The 21,552-nt window shown below is 70.9% G+C and carries 21 protein-coding genes and 1 tRNA gene; 9 read left to right on the plus strand and 13 right to left on the minus strand.

Annotated elements, in window-relative coordinates:
* Positions 1 to 104: 104 nt before the first annotated feature.
* The 5 genes from AC0VY3_RS00300 to AC0VY3_RS00320 all read right to left on the minus strand — a co-directional run bounded on the left by AC0VY3_RS00300 (position 105) and on the right by AC0VY3_RS00320 (position 5,994).
* Positions 105 to 1,562, minus strand: a complete 1,458-nt coding sequence (locus AC0VY3_RS00300) for a peptidoglycan D,D-transpeptidase FtsI family protein (RefSeq protein ID WP_103509403.1) — start codon at positions 1,560 to 1,562, stop codon at positions 105 to 107.
* Positions 1,559 to 2,959 carry an FtsW/RodA/SpoVE family cell cycle protein gene (locus AC0VY3_RS00305; RefSeq protein ID WP_103509402.1) on the minus strand — a complete coding sequence of 467 codons (1,401 nt, stop codon included), beginning with the start codon at positions 2,957 to 2,959 and terminating at the stop codon, positions 1,559 to 1,561. Before AC0VY3_RS00305 ends, AC0VY3_RS00300 begins: the two co-directional genes overlap by 4 nt.
* Before the next feature lie 22 nt (positions 2,960 to 2,981).
* A complete protein-coding gene (locus AC0VY3_RS00310; protein WP_103509401.1) occupies positions 2,982 to 4,481 on the minus strand; it encodes a PP2C family protein-serine/threonine phosphatase in 1,500 nt (499 codons plus the stop codon).
* A 129-nt stretch (positions 4,482 to 4,610) separates the two neighbouring features.
* Positions 4,611 to 5,129 carry an FHA domain-containing protein FhaB/FipA gene (locus AC0VY3_RS00315; RefSeq protein ID WP_006125955.1) on the minus strand — a complete coding sequence of 173 codons (519 nt, stop codon included), beginning with the start codon at positions 5,127 to 5,129 and terminating at the stop codon, positions 4,611 to 4,613.
* Between the two features lie 10 nt (positions 5,130 to 5,139).
* The gene (locus AC0VY3_RS00320) at positions 5,140 to 5,994 is read right to left on the minus strand and encodes an FhaA domain-containing protein (RefSeq protein WP_475548634.1); all 855 of its coding nucleotides are present in this window, start codon (positions 5,992 to 5,994) and stop codon (positions 5,140 to 5,142) included.
* Between the two features lie 310 nt (positions 5,995 to 6,304).
* On the opposite strand from AC0VY3_RS00320, the gene AC0VY3_RS00325 reads away from it, so the two are divergent.
* Positions 6,305 to 6,387: transfer RNA gene (locus AC0VY3_RS00325), tRNA-Leu, on the plus strand.
* Positions 6,388 to 6,686: 299 nt separating this feature from the next.
* On the plus strand, positions 6,687 to 7,496 hold the full coding sequence (locus AC0VY3_RS00330) for a ScbR family autoregulator-binding transcription factor (protein ID WP_103509495.1): 810 nt from the start codon (positions 6,687 to 6,689) through the stop codon (positions 7,494 to 7,496).
* Between the two features lie 152 nt (positions 7,497 to 7,648).
* On the opposite strand, the gene AC0VY3_RS00335 is transcribed toward AC0VY3_RS00330, so the two are convergent.
* On the minus strand, positions 7,649 to 8,260 hold the full coding sequence (locus AC0VY3_RS00335) for an FMN-dependent NADH-azoreductase (RefSeq protein ID WP_103509499.1): 612 nt from the start codon (positions 8,258 to 8,260) through the stop codon (positions 7,649 to 7,651).
* 147 nt (positions 8,261 to 8,407) lie between these two features.
* On the opposite strand from AC0VY3_RS00335, the gene AC0VY3_RS00340 reads away from it, so the two are divergent.
* From AC0VY3_RS00340 to AC0VY3_RS00355, 4 genes are all read left to right on the plus strand, one after another.
* A complete protein-coding gene (locus AC0VY3_RS00340) occupies positions 8,408 to 8,758 on the plus strand; it encodes a winged helix-turn-helix transcriptional regulator (RefSeq protein WP_103509494.1) in 351 nt (116 codons plus the stop codon).
* 138 nt (positions 8,759 to 8,896) lie between these two features.
* Positions 8,897 to 10,309, plus strand: a complete 1,413-nt coding sequence (locus AC0VY3_RS00345) for a DUF2252 domain-containing protein (RefSeq protein WP_475548635.1) — start codon at positions 8,897 to 8,899, stop codon at positions 10,307 to 10,309.
* An 81-nt stretch (positions 10,310 to 10,390) separates the two neighbouring features.
* Positions 10,391 to 11,356 (plus strand): J domain-containing protein, encoded by a 966-nt coding sequence (locus AC0VY3_RS00350; RefSeq protein WP_475548636.1) that lies wholly within the window; start codon positions 10,391 to 10,393, stop codon positions 11,354 to 11,356.
* Between the two features lie 105 nt (positions 11,357 to 11,461).
* Positions 11,462 to 11,806, plus strand: coding sequence for a rhodanese-like domain-containing protein (locus AC0VY3_RS00355; RefSeq protein WP_010071374.1), 345 nt, complete (start codon positions 11,462 to 11,464; stop codon positions 11,804 to 11,806).
* 21 nt (positions 11,807 to 11,827) lie between these two features.
* Here AC0VY3_RS00355 and AC0VY3_RS00360 read toward each other — a convergent pair whose 3' ends face one another.
* The 6 genes from AC0VY3_RS00360 to paaA form a co-directional block, all read right to left on the minus strand.
* Complete coding sequence (locus AC0VY3_RS00360) at positions 11,828 to 13,009, minus strand: acyl-CoA dehydrogenase family protein (protein ID WP_475551617.1); 1,182 nt, start codon at positions 13,007 to 13,009, stop codon at positions 11,828 to 11,830.
* Between the two features lie 107 nt (positions 13,010 to 13,116).
* Positions 13,117 to 14,175, minus strand: coding sequence for a 2Fe-2S iron-sulfur cluster-binding protein (locus AC0VY3_RS00365; RefSeq protein ID WP_103511976.1), 1,059 nt, complete (start codon positions 14,173 to 14,175; stop codon positions 13,117 to 13,119).
* Positions 14,176 to 14,673: a 1,2-phenylacetyl-CoA epoxidase subunit PaaD gene (paaD, locus tag AC0VY3_RS00370; protein ID WP_030077129.1), complete on the minus strand. Its 498-nt coding sequence runs from the start codon at positions 14,671 to 14,673 to the stop codon at positions 14,176 to 14,178.
* Positions 14,667 to 15,383 (minus strand): 1,2-phenylacetyl-CoA epoxidase subunit PaaC, encoded by a 717-nt coding sequence (gene paaC, locus AC0VY3_RS00375; RefSeq protein WP_475548637.1) that lies wholly within the window; start codon positions 15,381 to 15,383, stop codon positions 14,667 to 14,669. Before paaC ends, paaD begins: the two co-directional genes overlap by 7 nt.
* The gene (gene paaB, locus AC0VY3_RS00380; RefSeq protein ID WP_018489793.1) at positions 15,380 to 15,670 is read right to left on the minus strand and encodes a 1,2-phenylacetyl-CoA epoxidase subunit PaaB; all 291 of its coding nucleotides are present in this window, start codon (positions 15,668 to 15,670) and stop codon (positions 15,380 to 15,382) included. Before paaB ends, paaC begins: the two co-directional genes overlap by 4 nt.
* Positions 15,667 to 16,752, minus strand: coding sequence for a 1,2-phenylacetyl-CoA epoxidase subunit PaaA (paaA, locus tag AC0VY3_RS00385; protein WP_475548638.1), 1,086 nt, complete (start codon positions 16,750 to 16,752; stop codon positions 15,667 to 15,669). Before paaA ends, paaB begins: the two co-directional genes overlap by 4 nt.
* An 88-nt stretch (positions 16,753 to 16,840) precedes the next feature.
* Here paaA and AC0VY3_RS00390 point away from each other — a divergent pair, with 88 nt between their 5' ends.
* Genes AC0VY3_RS00390 through AC0VY3_RS00400 form a run of 3 tightly spaced genes read left to right on the plus strand, consistent with a single transcriptional unit; the run spans position 16,841 to position 19,802 of the window.
* Complete coding sequence (locus tag AC0VY3_RS00390; protein ID WP_475548639.1) at positions 16,841 to 17,701, plus strand: DUF5819 family protein; 861 nt, start codon at positions 16,841 to 16,843, stop codon at positions 17,699 to 17,701.
* The gene (locus AC0VY3_RS00395) at positions 17,698 to 19,071 is read left to right on the plus strand and encodes an HTTM domain-containing protein (protein ID WP_475548640.1); all 1,374 of its coding nucleotides are present in this window, start codon (positions 17,698 to 17,700) and stop codon (positions 19,069 to 19,071) included. Before AC0VY3_RS00390 ends, AC0VY3_RS00395 begins: the two co-directional genes overlap by 4 nt.
* The gene (locus tag AC0VY3_RS00400) at positions 19,068 to 19,802 is read left to right on the plus strand and encodes a TrmH family RNA methyltransferase (RefSeq protein WP_103511971.1); all 735 of its coding nucleotides are present in this window, start codon (positions 19,068 to 19,070) and stop codon (positions 19,800 to 19,802) included. The genes AC0VY3_RS00395 and AC0VY3_RS00400 overlap by 4 nt, the downstream gene beginning before the upstream one ends.
* Here AC0VY3_RS00400 and paaN read toward each other — a convergent pair whose 3' ends face one another.
* Positions 19,803 to 21,503, minus strand: a complete 1,701-nt coding sequence (paaN, locus tag AC0VY3_RS00405; protein WP_475548641.1) for a phenylacetic acid degradation protein PaaN — start codon at positions 21,501 to 21,503, stop codon at positions 19,803 to 19,805. It abuts the gene before it with no gap.
* Between the last annotated feature and the right edge of the window lie 49 nt (positions 21,504 to 21,552).

A 21,552-nucleotide genomic window follows, 5' to 3' on the forward strand; every position in this document is an offset into this window, starting at 1 on the left:
CGCATACGCTACCGGGCACGGGTGACGTGATCAGCCCGCACCCGTCAGCCGATATCCGACCGGTATCCGATGTCCGGTATGACGGGCGACCGCCGTGACAGGTCTCACTTCTTGGCGTCGATGACCGCCTTCATCACGTCGCGCGCGATGGGGGCGGCCAGCCCGCCACCGGAGATGTCGTCCCGGTTGGCGTTGCCGTCCTCGACCACGACGGCGACGGCGACCGGTGAGCCGCTGTCGGTCTTCGCGTACGAGATGAACCAGGCGTACGGCTTCTCGCTGTTGTTCAGACCGTGCTGTGCGGTACCGGTCTTGCCGCCCACTGTGACGCCGGGGATCTGCGCGTTGGTTCCCGTGCCGTCCTTGACGACGGTTTCCATCATCTGCTGGACCTTCTGGGCGTTCTCGCCGGAGAGCGCGCGGCTGAGCTCCTTGGGCTCGTGCGTGTAGACGGGGTCGAGGTCGGGAGCCTGGCGCTGGGCGACCATGTACGGCTCCATCAGCTTGCCGTCGTTGGCGATGGCGGAGGCGACCATGGCCATCTGGAGCGGGGTGGCCCGGTTGGACGCCTGACCGATGCCGGCCATCGCGTTCTGCGGCCTGTTGTCCTCGGGGTAGATGCTCGCGTCGGCGCGGACGGGCGTGAAGACTTCCTTGTTGAAGCCGAACTTGTCCGTCTGCTCGATCATCTTCTTGTTGCCGAGGTCGTCGCTCATCTTGCCGAAGACGGTGTTGCACGACCAGCGCAGCGCCTCCCGCAGCGAGGCGTCCTCGCAGGGGATGTTGCCCTCGTTGCTGAGCGGCGTGGTGGACTGCGGAAGCGTCCAGGGCATCGGCGAATCGGTCTTGGCGTCGATGTCGTCGTAGAGCCCGTTCTCCAGGGCGGCCGCGGCGGTGACGACCTTGAACGTGGAGCCCGGCGGGTAGGTCTCGCGCAATGCCCGGTTGAGCATCGGCTTGTCCTCGTCCTTCAGGAGCTTCTGCCGGTTGTCCGAGTCCTTCATGGAGTTCCCGGCGAAGACCGACGGGTCGTAGGACGGGGTGCTGGCGAGAGCCAGGATGGCACCGGTCTTCGGGTCGAGGGCGACGACCGCGCCCTTCTTGCCGCCGAGCCCCTTGAAGGCGGCCTTCTGGGCGTCGCTGCTCAGGGTGGTGACGATGTTGCCGCCGCGCTTCTTCTCGCCGGTGAACATCGACAGCGTGCGGTCGAAGAACAGCTGGTCGTCGTTGCCGGTGAGGATGCCGTCCTCGAGGTTCTCCAGCTGCGAGGAGTCGAAGGCCTGCGAGGAGTAGCCGGTCACCGGTGCCCACAGGGGCCCGTTCTTCCAGACCCGCTTGTACGTGAAGTCGCTGTCCTCGGTCTCCGCGGAGCCGGTGACCGCCTTGCCGTCGACGATGATGTCGCCGCGCTCGTGGGCGTACCGCTCGATCTCGACACGGCGGTTGTACTTGTGGCTGTTCAGCTCGTCGGCACGGACGTACTGGAGCCAGTTGTCCCGGATGAGGAGCGCGAGGACGAGGATTCCGCAGAAGATCGCGATCCGGCGCAGGGGCTTGTTCACGGTCGGACCACCTGGGTCATCTCGGCGTCCGTCGACGGTGAGGGGGCCGGAGCGGGGCGGCGGGCGGTGTCGCTGATTCTGATCAGAATGGCGATCAGGGCCCAGTTGGCGAGCACCGAGGAGCCACCAGCCGCCAGGAACGGCATCGTCATACCGGTGAGCGGGATGAGGCCCATCACACCGCCGGCGACGACGAACACCTGGATGGCGAACGATCCGGAGAGGCCGATCGCGAGCAGCTTGCCGAACGGGTCACGGGCTGCCAGGGCGGTGCGCACTCCGCGTTCGACGATTAGGCCGTAGATGAGGAGCACGCCCATCATCCCGGCGAGCCCGAGCTCCTCGCCGACCGTGGCAAGGATGAAGTCGGAGTTGGCGGCGAAGCCGATGAGGTCGGAGTTGCCCTGCCCAAGTCCGGTCCCGAGGGTTCCTCCGGAGCCGAAGGCCATCAGGGACTTCGCCATCTGCTCGCTCGCGGCCACCTCGCCCCAGCCGGCGAACGGGTCGAGCCAGGCGGTGACGCGCTGCTGGACGTGCGGTTCGAACGTGGCGACGCCGACCGCGCCGATCGCGGACATCAGCAGACCGAAGACGATCCAGCTGGTGCGTTCGGTGGCGACGTACAGCATGACGACGAACATGCCGAAGAAGAGCAGCGAGGAACCGAGGTCGGTCTCGAAGACCAGGATGAGGATGGAGAACGCCCAGACCATCAGGATCGGACCCAGGTCACGGCCGCGGGGGAGATACAGGCCCATGAAGCGACGGCTGGCCAGGGCCAGCGCGTCCCGCTTGACCATCAGGTAGCCCGCGAAGAACACGGTGATGATGATCTTGGCGAACTCGCCGGGCTGGATCGTCCCGGCCCCGGGGATCCTGATCCAGATCTTGGCGCCGTTCACGGCGGGGAAGAACATGGGCAGGATCAGCAGGAACAGCGCCACGACCATCGAGATGTACGTGTAGCGCTGGAGGATGCGGTGATCCTTGAGGATGGCCAGGACCGCGACCAGCGTGCCCACGCCGACGGCGGAGAACAGCAGCTGCTTCGAGGCGGCGGGAGCGAAGGTGTCCAGCGCCTGGAAGCGTTCCGACTGGTCCAACCGCCAGATCAGCGCCAGGCCCAGCCCGTTGAGCAGGGTGGCCAGCGGCAGCAGCAAGGGGTCGGCGTACTTGGCGAACCTGCGCACCGCGAGGTGGGCGACCCCGCCGAGCAGCGCCAGCCCCGCCCCGTAGCCGAGCATGCCCGCGGGCAGCTCGCCGTTGAGCGCGAGGCCCACGTTGGCGTAGGCGAACACCGAGATGGCGACGGCGAAGACGACGAGCGCCAGCTCGGTGTTGCGGCGGCTCGGCGCGTCGATCGCGCCGATGGTGGTCGTGTTGGTGACAACGCTCATGGTGCTGAAGGCCCCCTACGGCTTACTGCTTACCGCACTGCGGGACCAGCTTCTTCTCTTCCTCCGAGAGGCTGGGGCCGGGAGTGGGAGCGGTGGTCGGCTTGGTCCCCTTGGCGGAGGACGTGGCGGAAGTCCTGGTGGCGGGGGCCCCGGCGGTGCCGCCGGCCTCGCCCTCGCCCGTGCGGGCCCGGTTCTCGGCGTCGGCCGCGCGGCGCTGCGCGTCCTTCTTGCAGGCGGAGGCCTGGGCGGCGAGCTCGGCGATCTTCTTGCGGGCGTCGGTGATGTTGCCCTCGGCGATGGTCGACTCGACCTGCTTGCGCTGGTACGGCGGCAGGTACTTGAGCTCGATCTCGGGGTGGTTCTTCTCGATCTTCGAGAGCGAGACCCAGGCGAGGTCCTGGCTGATGCCCTGGAACAGCGCGACGTTCTCGTCCTTCGCGCCGACGTAGTACTGCGTCTGAGTCCAGCGGTAGCCGCCGTACAGACCGCCGCCGATCACGGCCAGCGCCAGCACGATGTAGACGGAACGCTTCAGCCATTTACGACCGCCGCGCGGTTTGGCGAAGTCGTCGTCCGTATAGGCGTCGTAGGAGCCGTCCGGCATGCCGCCGTAGCCGACGTCGCCGCTGCCGGGCGGGCCGAAGCCGCCGGCGGGCGGGGGCACGGGGCGGCCGAGACCGGCCGCGCGGCCGGCGGGCGTCTGCATGGCCCCGCCGTCGCCCAGCTGGGCCTGGTTCTCCGCGACCGCGCCGACGACGACCGGGGTGTCGTTGAGCTGGCCGGCCAGGGTGTCGTTGCTGTCGACGTCCAGGACGTCGGCCACGATGCAGGTGATGTTGTCGGGGCCGCCGCCGCGCAGAGCGAGCTGGATCAGCTCCTGGATGGTCTCCTGCGGGCCCTGGTAGCTGGCGAGGGTCTCCTCCATCGTCTGGTGCGAGACCACGCCGGAGAGGCCGTCGGAGCAGATCAGATAGCGGTCGCCCGCGCGGACCTCGCGGATGGAGAGGTCCGGCTCGACATGGTCGCCACTGCCCAGCGCGCGCATCAGCAGGGAGCGCTGCGGGTGGGTGGTGGCCTCTTCTTCGGTGATCCGGCCCTCGTCGACGAGGCGCTGCACCCAGGTGTGGTCCTGGGTGATCTGTGTCAGGACGCCGTCGCGCAGCAGATACGCGCGGGAGTCGCCGACGTGCACCAGGCCGAGGCGCTGACCGGTCCAGAGCAGGGCGGTGAGCGTGGTGCCCATGCCCTCCAGCTGGGGGTCCTCCTCGACCATGACGCGCAACTGGTCGTTGGCCTGCTGCACGGCGGTGCCGAGCGAGGTCAGGAGATCGGATCCCGGTACGTCGTCGTCGAGCGGGACGAGCGTGGAGATCACCTCGGAGCTGGCGACCTCACCGGCCGCCTGACCGCCCATGCCGTCGGCGATGGCGAGCAGCCGGGGTCCGGCATAGCCGGAGTCCTCGTTGCCCTCCCGGATCATGCCCTTGTGCGACCCGGCGGCGAAGCGCAGCGACAGACTCATGCGCACCTCGCCCGTCGGCTCGGGGTACAGCCTGTCTCGAGCCACACTGCCCACCCTCCGGTCGGGAACCGGGCAGCGTCCGTCCTCGGGACCGCCGCGGCTCGCTCGCTCCGCTCGCTCATTGTCGTACTACTTCCGCAGCTCGATGACGGTCTTGCCGATACGGATCGGCGCGCCCAGCGGAACTGGTGTCGGGGTGGTGAGCCGGGTCCGTTCCAGATACGTGCCGTTGGTGGACCCGAGATCCTCGACGATCCACTGGCCGTCACGGTCCGGGTAGATCCTGGCATGCCTGCTGGACGCGTAGTCGTCGTCCAGCACGATCGTTGAATCGTGGGCCCGGCCCAGGGTGATGGTCTGGCCCTGGAGCGCGACCGTGGTGCCCGTGAGCGTGCCCTCGGACACGACCAGCTTCGTGGGCGCCCCGCGGCGCTGCCGGCCCGACTGCTGGCGCTGCTGGGGCGGCGCCGCTTGTTGTTGTTGGCGGCCCTGCTGGGGGCGCGTGTCGGCGGCAGTGCGGCGTGAGCCGCGCTGCGTGACGCGCGTTCCGAACAGGTCGCTGCGGATGACCTGTACGGCCACGATGACGAACAGCCACAGAACAGCCAGGAAACCTAGCCGCATGACCGTCAGGGTCAGCTCTGACATTGCCCCCGCTTCACCCTTCGGCTTGCCGGTAAACGATGGTGGTGCTGCCCACGACGATCCGCGAGCCGTCGCGGAGCGTAGCGCGGGTGGTGTGCTGCCCGTCCACCACGATGCCGTTGGTAGACCCGAGATCCTGGATCGTCGAGGGCGTTCCGGTCCGGATCTCACAGTGCCGGCGCGATACGCCGGGGTCGTCGATCCGCACGTCGGCGTCGGTGGATCGTCCCATCACCAACGTCGGGCGGGAAATCTGATGGCGGGTGCCGTTGATCTCGATCCAGCGTCGCGTCCGGGCGTCCGGCAGGGGGCCGGCCGCGGCCGGCGGGCGCCGGTCGTTCGTGGGGGCCGAGGGCCGTCCGGCACCGGGCGGCGGGGCCGCGGGCATCGGCGGGGCGGCGCTCGGGGGGTAGCCGTAGCCGCCGGGAGCCTGTGGGGCGGCGGGCCGTCCGGGCGCGGGCTGGGGCTGACCCGACGGGTCGTGCTGTGACGAACTCGACGCCAGGGTGCGGCTGCGGACCCGGTAGAGCCCGGTGTCGAGGTCGTCGGCCTTCTCCAGGTGGACCTTGATCGGTCCCATGAAGGTGTAGCGCTGCTGCTTGGCGTAGTCGCGCACCAGGCCGGAGAGCTCGTCGCCCAGCTGACCGGAGTACGGGCTGAGCCGCTCGTAGTCGGGTGTGCTGAGCTCGACGATGAAGTCGTTGGGGACGACGGTCCGCTCGCGGTTCCAGATCGTCGCGTTGTTGTCGCACTCGCGCTGGAGGGCGCCGGCGATCTCGACGGGCTGCACCTCGGACTTGAAGACCTTGGCGAAGGTGCCGTTGACCAGCCCCTCGAGGCGCTGCTCGAAACGCTTCATGACCCCCATGGGGCACCTCCTCCGTTGTCATCGTCCCTGTACTGCTTACTGATCGTATCCACGCGTCGGGAAATCGGCTGGTTCCCCTTGTCTGGCCTGTGGATGAGTGTCACCCCTCACACGGATCGTAGAGGTGGCCTCCTCACAGTGTCCCGCACCCGGGACGCACTCTGGAGGAGTGGGGGCGATGGTTCGGGGTTCCCGCTTCCCTTCCCCGAGCCGGCGAAACAACGGATGTGAATCCACCCTGTCCAGCGTGCTAATCTTCCGTTTGTCGCCAGGCGCTCACCCCACAAGGTGAGGGTCTGGAACACCACTTGCGCGAGTGGCGGAACGGCAGACGCGCTGGCTTCAGGTGCCAGTGTCCTTAGGGACGTGGGGGTTCAAATCCCCCCTCGCGCACAACGGCAGTTGCCCACAGCTGCTGAAGTTGATTCGAGAGAACCCCCGCTCTGGAGAGATCCAGAGCGGGGGTTCTTCGTTGTTCCGTGTTTTCGCCGGACGGCCGGGGTACGGACAGGCGGGTAAGAAGCGGCGGCAGCGGTCGTCCGCAGGCGGTGATCCACCGGGGCGCGGGCGCGGTTTCCGGACAGACCGATGGCCGATGCAACGGCGCACGTGCTTACGCTGGCCGCAGAGGTTGGATCGACGGCGGCTCGGCGGTGAAGGGCTGAGCGCACAGAACGTCCCGGAGGCAGGAAATGGCGAAGCAGGCTCGCGCGGTCCAGACGTGGCGGTCGATCGTGGACGCCGCGGCGAGTGTCTTCGACGACTACGGCTACGAGCGTGCCGCCATCTCGGAGATTCTCCGCCGCGCCAAGGTCACCAAGGGAGCCCTGTACTTCCACTTCGCCTCCAAGGAGGCCATCGCGCAGGCGATCATGGACGAGCAGACCTCCACGGTCGAGTTCGAGCAGGAGGGATCGCCGCTCCAGTCCCTGGTGGACGGCGGCCAGCAGTTCGCCTTCGCCCTGCGCCACAACGCGATGGCCCGTGCCGGTACGAGGCTCTCCATCGAGGGTGTCTTCCTCGGCGGGCCGCACCCGTGGGGCGACTGGATCGACGCGACGGCCCGGATGCTGGAGCTGGGCCAGGAACGCGGCGAGGTGTTCCCGCAGATCGACCCGATGGTGTCCGCCAAAATCATCGTCGCCTCGTTCACCGGTATCCAGCTGGTCTCGGAGGCCGACACGGGTCGCGCCGATCTGCGCGAGCAGGTGGCGGAGATGTGGCGCCACATCCTGCCGTCGATCGCGCACCCCGGTGTCATCGCCCACATCAAGCCGGAGGGCCGGGTGGATCTGGCGGCCCAGGCGCGCGAGCAGGCCGAACGCGAGGAGCAGGAGGCCAGGATCGCCGCGGAGGCCAAGGACGCTGGCTCCCTGCCCGGCGAGGCCGGTCCGCGGGGCGGTGAAGCCGGTCGCGGTACGAGGGCCGGGCACGGGGCCGACGAGGCCGACGAGGAGCCGGCGGGCGCGGGTGCGGGGGTGGCGGCCGGAGGGGCTGCCTGAACCGCGCTCGGGAGAGCCCGGATCATGCTCGGGGTAGCGATGTTTCACGTGAAACGCCCGATTCATCATGCGGCAGGGTCGCGGAGCTCGTAGAAGCTCCGCGGCCCTGTCTGCGTTCTCGGGGTCCGTGTTCCGCTGTTCTGCTGTTCCGCTCAGGCGGCGAGACGGGTGGCGAGGGCCTTCGCCTTCTCCCGGGCGTCGTCGAGCGCCTTGGCGCGGGAGGCCTCGGCGAGCGGGACCAGTTCGGCCATCGACGGCTGCGAGTGGGCGAGGGTCAGCTCCGGAACGATGAAGTCCACCTCGGTGGAGAACATGCCCGCGAACACCTTCTCCAGGTAATTCTGGACAAATTCAAAGCTCTCGCGCGGGGTGCCCGGAGCATACGAACCGCCCCGGCTGGCGACGACGGTCACCGGGGTCCCGGCGACGGGGGAGTCCGGTCCCGCGTTGTGCCCGACGATGATCACCTGGTCGAGCCAGGCCTTGAGGGTGGACGGAATCGTGAAGTTGTACATCGGCGCGCCGATCAGGACGGCGTCCGCCGAGGCCAGCTCGTCGGCGAGCTCCCGGCGCAGCGGGTCGTCGGCGCCCGCGGCCGTGGCGCCGGCGTCCAGGTGGGGCAGCGGATCGGCGGCGAGATCGCGATGGACGACGGTGCCGTCCGGGTGCTGCTCGCGCCAGGCGTCGACGAACGCCGCCGTGATGTCGCGGGAGGCGGAGCTCTGGGGGAAGACGGCGGAGTCGAGGTGCAGAAGCGTGGCCATGGTGATCTCCACAGAGAGGGGAAGGGGGCGCGGGCGGGTCCACGGGACCTCGCGGGCGTCCGAGCGGATCCATTCCGTACATAACTACTAATAACATAGTTACTTATTTTTAGTAAGCCGCCCACGGTGGCGCAGTACTCTGGGGGCATGGCGGATCACAACGAACAGGCCTGTCGGCGGGTCGATGGGGGGATCAGTCGCGTCTTCGAGTTGTTCGGCAAGCGCTGGACCGGTCCGATCGTCTCGGTGCTGCTGCAGCGACCGGTCCACTTCGCCGAGCTGCGCCGGGCGATTCCCGGAATCAGCGAGCGCATGCTCTCGGACCGGCTGACCGAACTCGGCGCGGCCGGGCTGGTGATCCGCGAGGTCGACGAGGGGCCGCCGCTGCGCGTCGCGTACCGGCTCACCGAGGCCGGCGCCGCGATGGAGCCCGCGCTCAAGGAGCTCGGGCAGTGGGCGGACACCTACCTGGCGCCGGACCCCGGTACCGGCTGCTGATACCGGCTGCCGAATCGGCGGTACCGTCGTGCTCGGCCGCTGCTGGGCAGGGCCGCTGGCCGTGCGGACAGCCGGGCAGCCGACGCGTGTGTACGAGGGTGGGGGAGGCGACGCTCCATGGGCGTAACCGGGACGACGATGCCTGAACAGCGTGCCGAGGAGCCGGGCCCGCGCATTCCGGTCGTGCCCGGGTTCGCCCGGCGCGGGGCCACGAGTTCACCGAAGGCGGCGGGCAAGGCGCTCCGCGACCGGGTGCCGAGGTCCTCGCACGCCTCGCTGGTCCTGCCGCAGGGCCGGCCGGACGCGGTGCGGGCGGTCGAGGAGTCGAACCGGGGCCGGGTGCCCGGGCTGACGCCGATACGGGTGGGCCGGATGGCGGCGACGCCGTTCGCCTTCCTGCGGGGTGCGGCCGGACTGATGGCCCACGACCTGATGGGCAGCCCGGTCACCGGTGTCGGCGCCCAGCTCTGCGGCGACGCGCACGCGGCCAACTTCGGCCTCTACGGCGATGCCCGGGGCGGCCTGGTCATCGATCTCAACGACTTCGACGAGACCGTCTTCGGGCCCTGGGAATGGGACCTCAAGCGGCTCGCCACCTCCCTGGTGCTGGCCGGCCGGGCCGCCGGCGCCGACGAGGACACCTGCCGCCGGGGCGCGTACGACGCCGTCGGCGCCTACCGGCGCACGATGCGGCTGCTGGCCCGGCTGCCCGCCCTGGACGCCTGGAACGCCATCGCGGACGAGGAACTCGTCTCGCACACGGACGCGCGTGACCTGGTCGGCACCCTGGAACGGGTCTCGGAGAAGGCCCGTAACAACACCAGCGCCCGCTTCGCCGCCCGTTCCACCGAGGAGTGCCCGGACGGCGGCCGGCGCTTCGTCGACGCCCGGCCCGTGCTGCGCCGGGTGCCGGACGCCGAGGCCGCGGCGGTGGCCGCCGGGCTCGCCGGATATCTCTCCACCGTCTCCGAGGACCGGGTGCCGCTGCTGGCCCGGTACACGATCCACGACGTGGCGTTCCGGGTGGTCGGCACCGGCAGCGTGGGCACCCGGTCGTACGTGGTGCTGCTGCTCGACCACCGGGGGGAGCCGCTGGTCCTCCAGGTGAAGGAGGCGCGCGCCTCGGTGCTCGCGCCCTATCTGCCCGCGGTCGGTTTCGATGTGCCGGAGGTGGCGCACGAGGGCCGCCGGGTGGTGCTCGGACAGAAGCGGATGCAGGTCGTCAGCGACATCCTGCTCGGCTGGGCGGACGTCGACGGCAGGCAGTTCCAGGTCCGGCAGTTCCGTAACCGCAAGGGCAGCGTGGACCCCGCCGCCCTCGCCGCCGACCAGGTGGACGACTACGGGCGGATGACCGGTGCGCTGCTCGCCCGGGCGCACGCGCACAGCGCCGATCCCCGGCTGCTGGCGGGCTACTGCGGCAAGAACGACGAACTCGACGATGCGGTGGCCGCGTTCGCGGTGACGTACGCCGACCGTACGGAGGCGGATCACGCCGAACTGGTGCGGGCGGTCAAGGCGGGCAGGCTGGCCGCCGAGTTCGGTGTGTGACGGGACCGTGAGGCGGTGGGTCCCGGGGCCGGGGCCCACCGTGTGTGCCGGGCCGCCCGGCCGTGGCCATACGCTGGACGGGTGAGCGACGAAGCCGCCGGGGTGCCGACCACCCGGAACGATGAAGACCGGCAGGACAACGACCGGCGGGACAGCGGCCGGACGGACGAGCCCGGGTCCGCCCCGGAGGCGCAGGACGCCCCGGGGGCGCCGGGTGGCCCCGGGGCCGCGGACGCCGCTGCCGGGGAGCAGGCCGGCGCCGAGGACGCCGCGCCGCGGCCCGAGGCGCGGCTGGCCAGGGCGGTGCAGGCCGCCGAGCAGGCGCTGATCGAGTTCGAGATCGCGGTGGAGACCTTCCGGGTGGAGGTCGAGAACTTCTCCCGGCTGCACCACCAGAAGCTCGGCCCGATGTACACCCGCCTCGACGAGCTGGACGCGCTGATCGCCGAGGCGCGGGCGGCCAGGACCGGGGATCCGGAGGACGAGCGCAAAGCGCGTGAGGCGCGGGCCGTCGTCATGCCGATGCCCGGGGTCGACGAGCTGTTCCACGACTGGATGGACACCGACGGGCTGTCCCCCGAGGCCGCGGCCATGCTCACCGAACAGCCGGTCCGGCCGCCGAAGCGGGTCAGGCCGAGCGAGGAGGCCCGCAGGCTCTACCGGGAGCTGGCCCGCAAGGCGCACCCGGACCTCGCCCAGGACGAGCCGGAGCGGCAGCGCCGCGACGAGTTCATCGCCCGGGTGAACGCCGCCTACGGGCGGGGCGACATCGAGCTGCTCAAGGAGCTCGTGGCGGAGTGGGAGGCCGGCCCGGTGCAGCCTCTGACGCCGCTGAGCGAGAGCGAGGAGCTCTATGCCCGGCTGGAGTGGCTCAGCCGGCGCAAGGAGCTGCTGACGGTGCTCGCCAAGGAGCTGGAGGAGGGCGCGATCGGCTCGATGCTGCGGATGGCGCCGGACGACCCGGACCAGCTGCTGGAGGACATCGCGGAGCAGCTGCTCGGCGAGGTGTCCCGGCGTGAGGCCGAGCTTGCGGAGCTGGTGCAGTAGCGTTCCGGATGAATCCGCCGCGTGGACACGAGGCCCTCGGTACGAGGTCCCGGCCCGCGCCCCCAGGACGGCAAGCTCAAGATCGCACGAGAGAAGGCATGACCCATGAATTTCGCCCCGCTGCCCTCGGTGGACGCCGCGGCGGTGCCGTCGGACGGCTTCGTCCTGGACGTCCGTGAGAACGACGAGTGGGCGGCCGGTCACGTCGAGGGTGCGCTGCACATCCCGATGAGCGACTTCGTGGGCCGGTTCGGTGAGCTGACCGAGGCCGCCGAGGACGGCCGGCGCGTGCATGTGATGTGCCGGGTCGGTGGCCGGTCGGCCCAGGTCACCCAGTACCTGGTCCAGCAGGGCATCGACGCCGTGAACATCGACGGCGGCATGCAGGCCTGGGACGGCGCCGGGCGCCCGATGGTCACGGACAACGGGACGCCCGCCTTCGTCCTCTGAGGGCGGCGCGGCCCCGCGGGTTCACCCGAGCGGATGGGCGGCCAGCAGGTCGCCCAGCGCCTCCTCATGGGCCGCGGCCGGCCCGAGGGAGAGCTCGATCTGTTTCGCCCAGGCGTGGAAGCGGTGCAGCGGGTAGTCGGTGTCCGCGCCGAAGCCGCCGTGCAGATGCTGGGCGGTCTGCACGACGCGGCGGACGCCGTCGGAGGCCCAGATCTTCGCCACGGCGACATCGCCCGCGGCGGGCAGCGGGCCCCCGGCGTCGGTGGAGATCCGCCAGGCGGCCTGCCAGAGCGTCGCCTCCATCGCCCGCAGATCGATGTACCGGTCGGCGGCCTGGACCGCCACCGCCTGGAACGTGGCGACCGGGAACCCGAACTGCTCGCGCCTGCCGGTGTATTCGGCGGTCATCGCGAGCACCCGCTCGCCCAGCCCGAGCGCGAGCGCGCAGGTTCCCGCGGTGAGCAGCGACCGCAGCCACTCCCAGCAGTCCGCCGCGTCGATCAGCTCGAGGGCCGCCACGCGGACGGCGTCGAGCCGGACCTCGGCCAGGCGTTCACCGCTGGTGGAGACCTGGTCCGCCAGGGTGACGCCGTCACGGGTACGGGGCACGAGGGCGAGGACCGTCCTGCCCCCGGCGGTGTGCGCGGGCACGGCGATCCAGTCGGCCACCTGGGCCCAGGGAACCGCGGACTGCACCCCGTCGAGCACCCAGCCGGAGCCGTCGGCCTCCCCGTCGCCCTTGCTGCCGGTGGCTCCGTCTTCCTCGCCGTACGGCCGCGCGGAGACGGCGAGTTCGGCCGGATCGTGGCCGCTGCGTCCGTTGGCGCCGACGGTCAGGATCAGCTCGCCCCGCCCGGCCCGGGGCAGCAGCTCCGCCGCGAGGGCGCGATCGCCGTACCGCTGGAGGGCCGTCGCCACCGCACAGCTCTCCAGCAACGGGACCCTGGCCAGCACCTTGGCCGACTCCCGCAGGACCAGGCAGAGCGCGATCGGGTCCAGGCCCGCGCCCCCGTGCTCCGGCGACAGCGTGAGCCCGAGCAGGTCCGTGCGCGCCAGCTCGTGCCAGAGCTGCCGGTCGATGTCCTCCGCCACGGCCCCCGGGGTCAGGGCGGGGCTGGGCGCGCGGTCGGGTGCGACGTCCGAGAAGACGGCCCTGGCCGCCTCGACGGCCGCCTGCTGTTCCTCGGTGAAGGTGAAGTCCACTGTCCCGGCCTCCCGTTGACCATCGACGACCTGACGGGTCGTCAAGATAGAACAGGTTCTACGGGAAGGGAACAGTGTGCGACGGCCCGAGGGCTGCGTCAGCCGCCTCAGCGGTCGAAGTCGAGCTCCACCTCCGGGGTGAGCGGATGCGACTGGCAGGCCAGCACGAAGCCCGCCCCGGTCTCCTCCGGCTCCAGCGCGAAGTTGCGCTCCATCCGGACCTCGCCCGATACGAGGAAGGCCCGGCAGGTCCCGCACACCCCTCCCTTGCAGGCGTACGGAGCGTCCGCACGGCTGCGCAGCACCGTCTCCAGCAGGGATTCGGAGTCCTGCACCGGCCAGCTGCCCGAACGGCCGTGGAGGGTGGCCGTCAGCATGGCGTCGGACGGTGCGGCGACCTTGGCCACCGTCACATCGGTGGGGCCTTCGTCGACGTGGAAGATCTCCTGGTGGACCCGCGAACGGTCGACGCCGAGCGCTTTCAGGGCCTTCTCCGTGCCCCGTACGAGGCCGAGCGGTCCGCACAGGAACCAGCCGTCCACCTCCGGCACCGGGAGCACGGCGGGCAGCAGGCCGGTGAGCCGTTCGGCGTCGAGCCGCCCGGAGGGGAGCCCGGCCGACTGCTCCTCCCGGGAGAGCGCGGTGACCAGCTGGAAGCGGTCCGGATAGCGGTCCTTGAGGTCGGCCACCTCGTCGAGGAACATCGTCGAGGCCGCCGTGCGGTCGCTGCGGATCAGACAGAACCGGGCCGCCGGCTCACGGTCGAGCAGGGTGGCCGCCATCGACAGCACCGGGGTGATGCCGCTGCCGCCGACCACCGCGGCGAACAGGCCCGGGCGCGGCTTCAGGACGAATCGGCCCATCGGAGGCATGGCCTCCACCTGGTCCCCGACAGCCAGTTCCTTCAGGGCGTACGTGGAGAACGCCCCGCCCTCGACCCTGCGGATGCCCACGCGCAGCACCGGTTCGCCGGGCTGCTCGGTGGCCGGTGCGCAGATCGAGTAGGAGCGGCGGATCTCCTTGCCGTCCACGGTGAAGCGCACGTTCAGATGCTGGCCGGGGGTGTGGCGGAAGGTCTCGCGCAGCTCGGCGGGCACGGCGAAGGTGACGGCCACCGCGTCGTCCGTGATCCGTTCGATCGCGCTGACCCGGAGCGGATGGAACATCTACAACTCCTTGAAGTGGTCGAACGGTTCGCGGCAGGCGACGCAGCGGCGCAGGGCCTTGCACGCCGTGGAGGAGAACCGGCTGAGCAGTTCCGTGTCCGTGGAGCCGCAGTGCGGGCAGCGCACCGAGAGCGTCAGCGGCACGGGGCCGCCGTCCGCGCTGTGGGCGCGCGGCGGGGCTATGCCGAACTCGGCGAGCTTGCGACGGCCTTCGGCGCTGATGTCGTCCGTCGACCAGGCCGGCGCCAGGACCGTGACCACGGAGACCTCCGGCACGCCGTGGTCGTGCAGCACCCGCTCGATGTCGGCGGACATCGCCTCGATCGCCGGGCAGCCGGTGTAGGTCGGGGTGAGGTGCACGGTCACCCGGCCGGGGCCGTCCACCCGCACGTCCCGCAGGACGCCGAGCTCCGCCAGGGTCAGCACCGGGAGCTCGGGGTCCGGCACGGAACCGGCGAGGCCGCGCAGCTCCGCCTCCAGCAGGGTGTCGGTCACCATGACGCCCCCGGATGACTGCGGTGCAGATGCTGCATCTCGGCGAGCATGCGGCCGAACGGCTCGGTGTGCAGGCCCTGCCGGCCCGCACCCGCCGCCCAGCCCCCGGACCGCGGGCCCGCGGGGAGGGTCAGACCGGCCCGCTCGACGACCTCGGTGACGGCGTCGAGCCAACCGCTCTGCAGGGCCTGCCAGTCGACACCGGAGTCCGGGGCGTCGAGCCCTTCGACCGGCTGGAACATCTCGCCGGTGAACCGCCACAGCGCGTCCAGGCCGCTCTGCATCCGGCGGTGGCTCTCCTCGGTGCCGTCGCCGAGCCGCAGGACCCACTGCTCGGCGTGGTCACGGTGGTAGGCCACCTCCTTGACGGCCTTGGCCGCCAGGCCGCTGAATTCGCCGTCCTCGGCCGCGAGACGCCCGTACAGCAGGTGCTGGTACACCGAGAAGTAGAGCTGCCGGGCGATGGTGTGGGCGAAGTCCCCGTTCGGCTGTTCGACCAGCTGGAGGTTGCGGAAGGCGCGCTCCTCGCGGAGGTAGGCGAGCTCGTCCTCGTCGCCGACGAGGGAGAGCAGCACCCGCGCCTGTCCCAGCAGGTCCAGGGCGATGTTGGCGAGCGCCACCTCCTCCTCCAGGACGGGGGCGTGACCGGCCCACTCCCCCAGCCGGTGCGATAGCACCAGCGCGTCGTCGCCGAGGGCGAGTGCGGCGCTCACAGGTGCTTCACCCCGTCCGGGATCTCGTAGAACGTCGGGTGGCGGTAGGGCTTGTCGGCGGCCGGCTCGAAGAAGGAGTCCTTCTCGTCGGGGGAGGAGGCGGTGATCTCGGTGGACGGGACCACCCAGATCGAGACGCCCTCCGAGCGGCGGGTGTAGAGGTCACGGGCGTTGCGCAGGGCCATCTCGGCGTCCGGCGCGTGCAGGCTGCCCGCATGGGTGTGGGACAGTCCGCGCCGCGAGCGCACGAACACCTCCCACAGGGGCCAGTCGGTCGAGCTGCTCATGCCGTCTCCTCCACATGCTGCGCGGACGCGCTGTTCTGTGCCGATGCGTGGGCTGCTGCCTGTGCCTGTGCCTGCGAGGCTGCGGGTGCTCCGGCCGGGGCGTGCTTGGCGGCGTACGCGACTGCCGCGTCCCGGACCCAGGCGCCTTCCTCGTGGGCCTTGCGCCGCTGGGTGATCCGCTCTTCGTTGCAGGGGCCGTTGCCCTTGAGGACCGCCTGGAACTCGGCCCAGTCGATCGCCCCGAAGTCGTGTCGGCCCAGCTCCTCGTTCCACCGGATGTCGGGGTCCGGGAGCTCCAGGCCCAGCGCCTCGGCCTGGGGCACGCAGATGTCCACGAAGCGCCGGCGCAGCTCGTCGTTGGAGTGCCGCTTGATCTTCCAGGCCATGGACTGCTCGGAGTGCGAGGAGGCGTCGTCGGGCGGGCCGAACATCATCAGGGAGGGCCACCACCAGCGGTTCACCGCGTCCTGGGCCATGGCGTGCTGGGCCTCGGTGCCACGGCTGAGGGCGAGCAGCAGCTCGTACCCCTGGCGCTGGTGGAAGGACTCCTCCTTGCAGATGCGGACCATCGCGCGGGCGTACGGGCCGTAGGAGCAGCGGCAGAGCGGCACCTGGTTGGTGATCGCCGCCCCGTCCACCAGCCAGCCGATCGCGCCGACGTCGGCCCAGGTCAGCGTGGGGTAGTTGAAGATCGACGAATAGCGCTGGCGGCCCGCGTGCAGCTTGTCGAGCAGCTCCTCGCGGCTGGTGCCCAGGGTCTCGGCGGCGCTGTAGAGATACAAGCCGTGGCCCGCCTCGTCCTGCACCTTGGCCATGAGGATCGCCTTGCGGCGCAGCGAGGGCGCCCGAGTGATCCAGTTGGCCTCGGGCTGCATGCCGATGATCTCCGAGTGGGCGTGCTGGGCCATCTGGCGGACCAGCGTCGCGCGATAGGCGTCGGGCATCCAGTCGCGCGGCTCGATCCGCTCGTCCGCCGCGACCGTCGCGTCGAAGGCCGCGAGGCGGTCCGCGTCCGCCGCTTCCACCGCATTTGCCGTGCCGAGCGTCTTCTGCGTCGTCTGGTCCGCAGTCACTGCCGCCATCCCGGGCTCCCTACCGACCGATCGTTCGGTTCCTTGACTTCAATGGTGAGTCGGAGGCCCGTAGGGTGTCAACCCTGTGGATAACTGAGTGGTGATCGACGGTGAGCGGGGCGGGATGGATTCGGACCACGACAGGAGCTCTGCGGTCGGGGGGAAGGACGCCTGGCCGCAGGCGTTGAACCGGCCGGCGGAAGCGCGAAACACCCCCGAAGCCATACCGCCGACGCCCTCGGAAACGGTTGCGGAGCCCTCGGACACCGGCCGGGGCATAGCGGGACTCTCCTTCCCCTACCAGGTGGTCGCGGCCCTGGCGCTGTCCCTGATCGGGCTGCTCGCCTGCACCCAGGTGGCCATGGTGTTCCTGCACGTCGCCCCGTCCAACACGCTGACCAAGCAGCACGGGAAGTCGATCGACCGCTGGATCTACCCGGAGTTCGAGCAGAACTGGAAGCTCTTCGCGCCCAACCCGCTCCAGCAGAACGTCGCCGTCCATGTGCGGGCCGATGTGGTGGGGGCCGACGGCCGCCACACCACGAGGTGGATGAACCTCACCCATGAGGACGGCGAAGCGATACGCGGCAGCCTCTTCCCCAGCCATGTGGCCCAGAACGAGCTCCGCCGGGGCTGGGACTTCTACGTCAACTCCCACGACAGCGAGAACCGCCCCAACGGCCTGCGCGGCGATCTCTCCGAGCGCTACGTGCGGCGCATCGCGATGCTGCGGCTGAGCGAGCGCGACTACGGCGGCACGATCGAACGCATTCAGCTCCGCTCCGCCACCAGCTCCATCGCCCCGCCCCCGTGGAGCAACGAGAAGATCAGCACCCGGCCTGTCTACCGCGTACTCCCCTGGTGGACCGTGACCCCGGACGACCTTCCCGAGCGCGGCGCGGAACAGCGTGCGGCGGAACAGCGGGACACGGCGCACGGCGTGGAGGAGAACCGGTGACCGTCCCCCCGCCCGCGACCCCGCAGGACGCGGCTCAGCAGCCCACGGCCCCCCGCTCCGGCGGCCCCCGCCCCGGCGCACCCGGCAGCGGACCGGCCCGCGCCCTTCAGCGCGTCACCGCCTCGGCCCTCGGCCCGTACCAGAGCGCCGTCGTGCGGATCGGCTTCGCCGCCACCTATCTCTTCTTCCTGCTGCGCGAGCTGCCGCACCGCCACGAGCTGTACGGCCCGGACAGCCCGTGGCACTGGGACCTGGCCCGTCAACTGACCAACGGCAACGAGGCCTTCTCCGTCCTCATGTGGACCGACAGCACGGTCTGGTTCGAGGCGGTGTACGTCCTCACCCTGCTGTCCGCGGCGGCGCTGATGCTCGGCTGGCGGACCCGGACCATGTCCGTCCTCTTCATGGTCGGCGTGCTCTCGGTGCAGAACCGCAGCATCTTCATGGGCGACGGCGGCGACAACGTCGTCCACCTCATGGCGATCTACCTGGTGCTGACGCGCTGCGCCCAGGTCTGGTCGCTGGACGCCCGCCGTGCGGCGCGCAACGCGCAGCGCGCGGCGGCCGGCCTGCCGCCGCTGAGGGACATCGTGGGCCCGGTGCTCTGGGTGCTCCTCGGTCCCGTCCTCGTGACGGCCACGCTGACGGGCGGGCTCGGCGGCACCTGGTGGCTGCCGACCCTGCTGTGGGTGATCTGGCTCTCCGCCGCCGCCTGGTGGGCCGTGAACCGCTATCTGCCGCAGAGCGAGCCCCGCACCCTGCTCGACGTACTGGCCAACCTCGCGCACAACGCCACGCTCGCCGTGATCATGGCCGAGGTCTGTCTGATCTACGCGACCGCCGGCTGGTACAAGATCCAGGGCTCGCGCTGGCAGGACGGCACCGCGCTCTACTACCCGCTGAACCTCGACTACTTCACCCCGTGGCCCGCTCTGTCGGACATCCTGGGCGCCAGCGGGCTGATGGTGATGGTGCTGACATACGGCACGGTCATCGTCCAGGTCGCCTTTCCGTTCACGCTGTTCAACCGGCGGGTCAAGAACGTCCTGCTGGTCGCGATGATCTGTGAGCACGCGGGGATCGCCCTGCTGCTCGGGCTGCCGTTCTTCTCCATGGCGATGATCGCGGCCGACGCGGTGTTCCTGCCGACGGCCTTCCTCGTATGGCTGGGCGCCCGCGTCACGACCGGCAGGCGCCTGCTGCTCGCCGGGCTGCCCGGGCGGTCCCGTACGCCGGGGAAGCCCGGGAAGTCCGGTGCCGACGACGGACCCGAAGGCCGGTCGGCGGCCGGTCCGGCGAAGGACGGTCCCGGCGGTACGGAGGAGCCCCGGCTCCAGGGCGGCGGCGGGGGCCATACGCTCGTCGGGTGAGCAGTGAGACCGGCAGAACCCAGCAGCCCCCGGCGGAGCGGCCCCCGACGGAGCCTCTCCCGACAGAGCCCCTCGCCACGGAGCCTCTCCAGTACGACGACGGCTACGGCCAGACGATCGGCGTCGGGCCGCACCCGCTGCCCTGGCCCGAGGGCGAGCGCTACGACCCCGAGCTGCTGGCCCAGGGCGACCGGCGCAACGTCGGCGACGCCTACCGCTACTGGACGCGGGAGGCGATCGTCGCCGATCTCGACCTGCGGCGGCACGACTTCCACGTGGCCGTGGAGAACTGGGGCCACGACTTCAACATCGGCTCGGTGGTGCGGACCGCCAACGCCTTCCTGGCCAAGGAGATCCACATCGTGGGCCGCCGCCGCTGGAACCGGCGCGGCGCCATGGTCACCGACCGCTACCAGCATGTGCGCCACCACCCCGACACGGCGGACCTGACCGCCTGGGCGGCGGCCGAGGGGCTGCCGATCATCGGGATCGACAACCTCCCCGGCGCCGTACCGCTGGAGCGCACCGAGCTGCCGCGCCGGTGCGTCCTGCTGTTCGGGCAGGAGGGACCGGGCCTGACCGAGGAGGCGCGGAAGCACGCCTCGATGGTGTGCTCGATCGCGCAGTTCGGCTCGACCCGGTCCATCAACGCCGGCGCCGCCGCGGCCATCGCGATGCACGCGTGGGTGCAGCGCTACGCCGACGTCCCGGACCCGCGAGAGGTCCGCTAGTCACGCCTGGCGGCGGACCTCCACCACCCGGAAGCGGTTGGCGACGAAGGCCCCGTCGCACAGCGCCGCGTTCGCGGCGGGGTTGCCGCCGGAGCCGTGGAAGTCGGAGAAGGCGGCGGTCTGGTTGACGTAGACCCCACCGGTCAGGTTCAGCGAGAGCTGGGCCGACTCGTCCAGGCAGACGTCCTCGATCGCCCGCTCCACCTCGGGGGAGGTGGTGTAGGCGCCGACCGTCATCGCCCCCTTGTCGCGGATCGTGCGGCGGAGCAGGTCCAGGGCGGCGGACGTCGACTCGACGGCGACGGCGAAGGAGACCGGTCCGAAGCACTCCGAGAGGTACGCCGCGCTGTCGTCGGGCTTGGTGCCGTCGAGCTTCACGACGACCGGCGTACGGACGACCGCGTCGGGGAATTCGGCGTTCGCGACCGTCCGCGAGGCCAGTGCCACCTCGCCGAGCTCTCCCGCCGCCTCCACCCGGCCCCTGACGTCCGGGTTGACCAGCGCGCCGAGCAGGGCGGCCGCGCGGGCATCGTCGCCGAGCAGCCCGGTGACGGCGGCCGCGAGGTCGGCGACCACGTCGTCGTAGGACTTGGCGCCGTCGTCGGTGGCGATGCCGTCCCGGGGGATCAGCAGGTTCTGCGGGGTGGTGCACATCTGGCCGCTGTACAGCGAGAGCGAGAACGCCAGGTTGGCGAGCATGCCCCGGTAGTCGTCGGTGGAGTCGACGACGATCGTGTTGACGCCGGCCTTCTCGGTGTAGACCTGGGCCTGGCGGGCGTTCTCCTCCAGCCAGTCGCCGAAGGCGGTGGAGCCGGTGTAGTCGATGATCCGGATCTCGGGGCGGACCGCGAGGGTCTTGGCGATGCCCTCGCCGGGCCGCTCGGCGGCCAGCGCGACCAGATTCGGGTCGAAGCCCGCCTCGCTCAGCACCTCGCGGGCGATGGACACCGTGAGGGCCAGCGGCAGCACGGCGCGGGGGTGCGGCTTGACCAGCACCGGGTTGCCCGTGGCGAGCGAGGCGAAGAGGCCCGGATAGCCGTTCCACGTGGGGAAGGTGTTGCAGCCGATGACCAGCGCGACGCCGCGACCCGACGTGATGAACGACTTGTGCAGCTTCAGCGGATCACGCTTGCCCTGGGGCTTGGACCAGTCGGCGGTCTCCGGGGTGCGGACCTGCTCACGGTAGGCGTACGCCACGGCTTCCAGGCCGCGGTCCTGGGCGTGCGGGCCGCCCGCCTGGAACGCCATCATGAAGGCCTGGCCGCTCGTGTGCATCACCGCGTGGGCCAGCTCGTGGGTGCGGGCGCTGATCCGCGACAGGATCTCCAGACAGACCAGGGCCCGGATCTCCGGTCCCGCCGCCCGCCAGGCGCCCGTGCCGGCCTTCATCGCCGACAGCAGGACATCCAGGTCGGCGTGCGGATACTCGACGCCGAGCTCCGGCCCGTACGGCGAGACCTCGCCGCCGGCCCAGCCGTCGGTGCCGGGCTGCCCCAGGTCGAACCGGGTGTTCAGCAGCGCGTCGAAAGCGGCCTTGCCCTCGGCCGCTCCCAGGCTGCCCGGGGCGCCGCCCTCGCCGTACGCCTTCGGGTGCTCGGGGTGCGGTGACCAGTACGCGCGGGTACTGATCACGTCGAGGGCCTGGTCGAGCGTGGGCCGGTGGGTCTCGGACAGCTGCTGGGGGGTGAGCGCGGCGGCCATGGCGGACCAACTCCTCATCGAGCCGGGCGGGGACGTACGGACGGAGTTA

It is taken from the genome of Streptomyces sp. iso_384 (genome assembly GCF_056172905.1).

Excerpts from the sequence above, each read along its gene's own strand:
- AC0VY3_RS00305 (WP_103509402.1), bottom strand. The coding sequence starts at position 2,959 with ATGAGCGTTGTCACCAACACGACCACCATCGGCGCGATCGACGCGCCG.
- AC0VY3_RS00310 (WP_103509401.1), bottom strand. The coding sequence starts at position 4,481 with ATGAGTCTGTCGCTGCGCTTCGCCGCCGGGTCGCACAAGGGCATGATC.
- AC0VY3_RS00315 (WP_006125955.1), bottom strand. The coding sequence starts at position 5,129 with ATGTCAGAGCTGACCCTGACGGTCATGCGGCTAGGTTTCCTGGCTGTT.
- AC0VY3_RS00320 (WP_475548634.1), bottom strand. The coding sequence starts at position 5,994 with ATGGGGGTCATGAAGCGTTTCGAGCAGCGCCTCGAGGGGCTGGTCAAC.
- AC0VY3_RS00330 (WP_103509495.1), top strand. The coding sequence starts at position 6,687 with ATGGCGAAGCAGGCTCGCGCGGTCCAGACGTGGCGGTCGATCGTGGAC.
- AC0VY3_RS00335 (WP_103509499.1), bottom strand. The coding sequence starts at position 8,260 with ATGGCCACGCTTCTGCACCTCGACTCCGCCGTCTTCCCCCAGAGCTCC.
- AC0VY3_RS00340 (WP_103509494.1), top strand. The coding sequence starts at position 8,408 with ATGGCGGATCACAACGAACAGGCCTGTCGGCGGGTCGATGGGGGGATC.
- AC0VY3_RS00345 (WP_475548635.1), top strand. The coding sequence starts at position 8,897 with ATGCCTGAACAGCGTGCCGAGGAGCCGGGCCCGCGCATTCCGGTCGTG.
- AC0VY3_RS00355 (WP_010071374.1), top strand. The coding sequence starts at position 11,462 with ATGAATTTCGCCCCGCTGCCCTCGGTGGACGCCGCGGCGGTGCCGTCG.
- AC0VY3_RS00365 (WP_103511976.1), bottom strand. The coding sequence starts at position 14,175 with ATGTTCCATCCGCTCCGGGTCAGCGCGATCGAACGGATCACGGACGAC.
- paaD (WP_030077129.1), bottom strand. The coding sequence starts at position 14,673 with ATGGTGACCGACACCCTGCTGGAGGCGGAGCTGCGCGGCCTCGCCGGT.
- paaB (WP_018489793.1), bottom strand. The coding sequence starts at position 15,670 with ATGAGCAGCTCGACCGACTGGCCCCTGTGGGAGGTGTTCGTGCGCTCG.
- paaA (WP_475548638.1), bottom strand. The coding sequence starts at position 16,752 with ATGGCGGCAGTGACTGCGGACCAGACGACGCAGAAGACGCTCGGCACG.
- paaN (WP_475548641.1), bottom strand. The coding sequence starts at position 21,503 with ATGGCCGCCGCGCTCACCCCCCAGCAGCTGTCCGAGACCCACCGGCCC.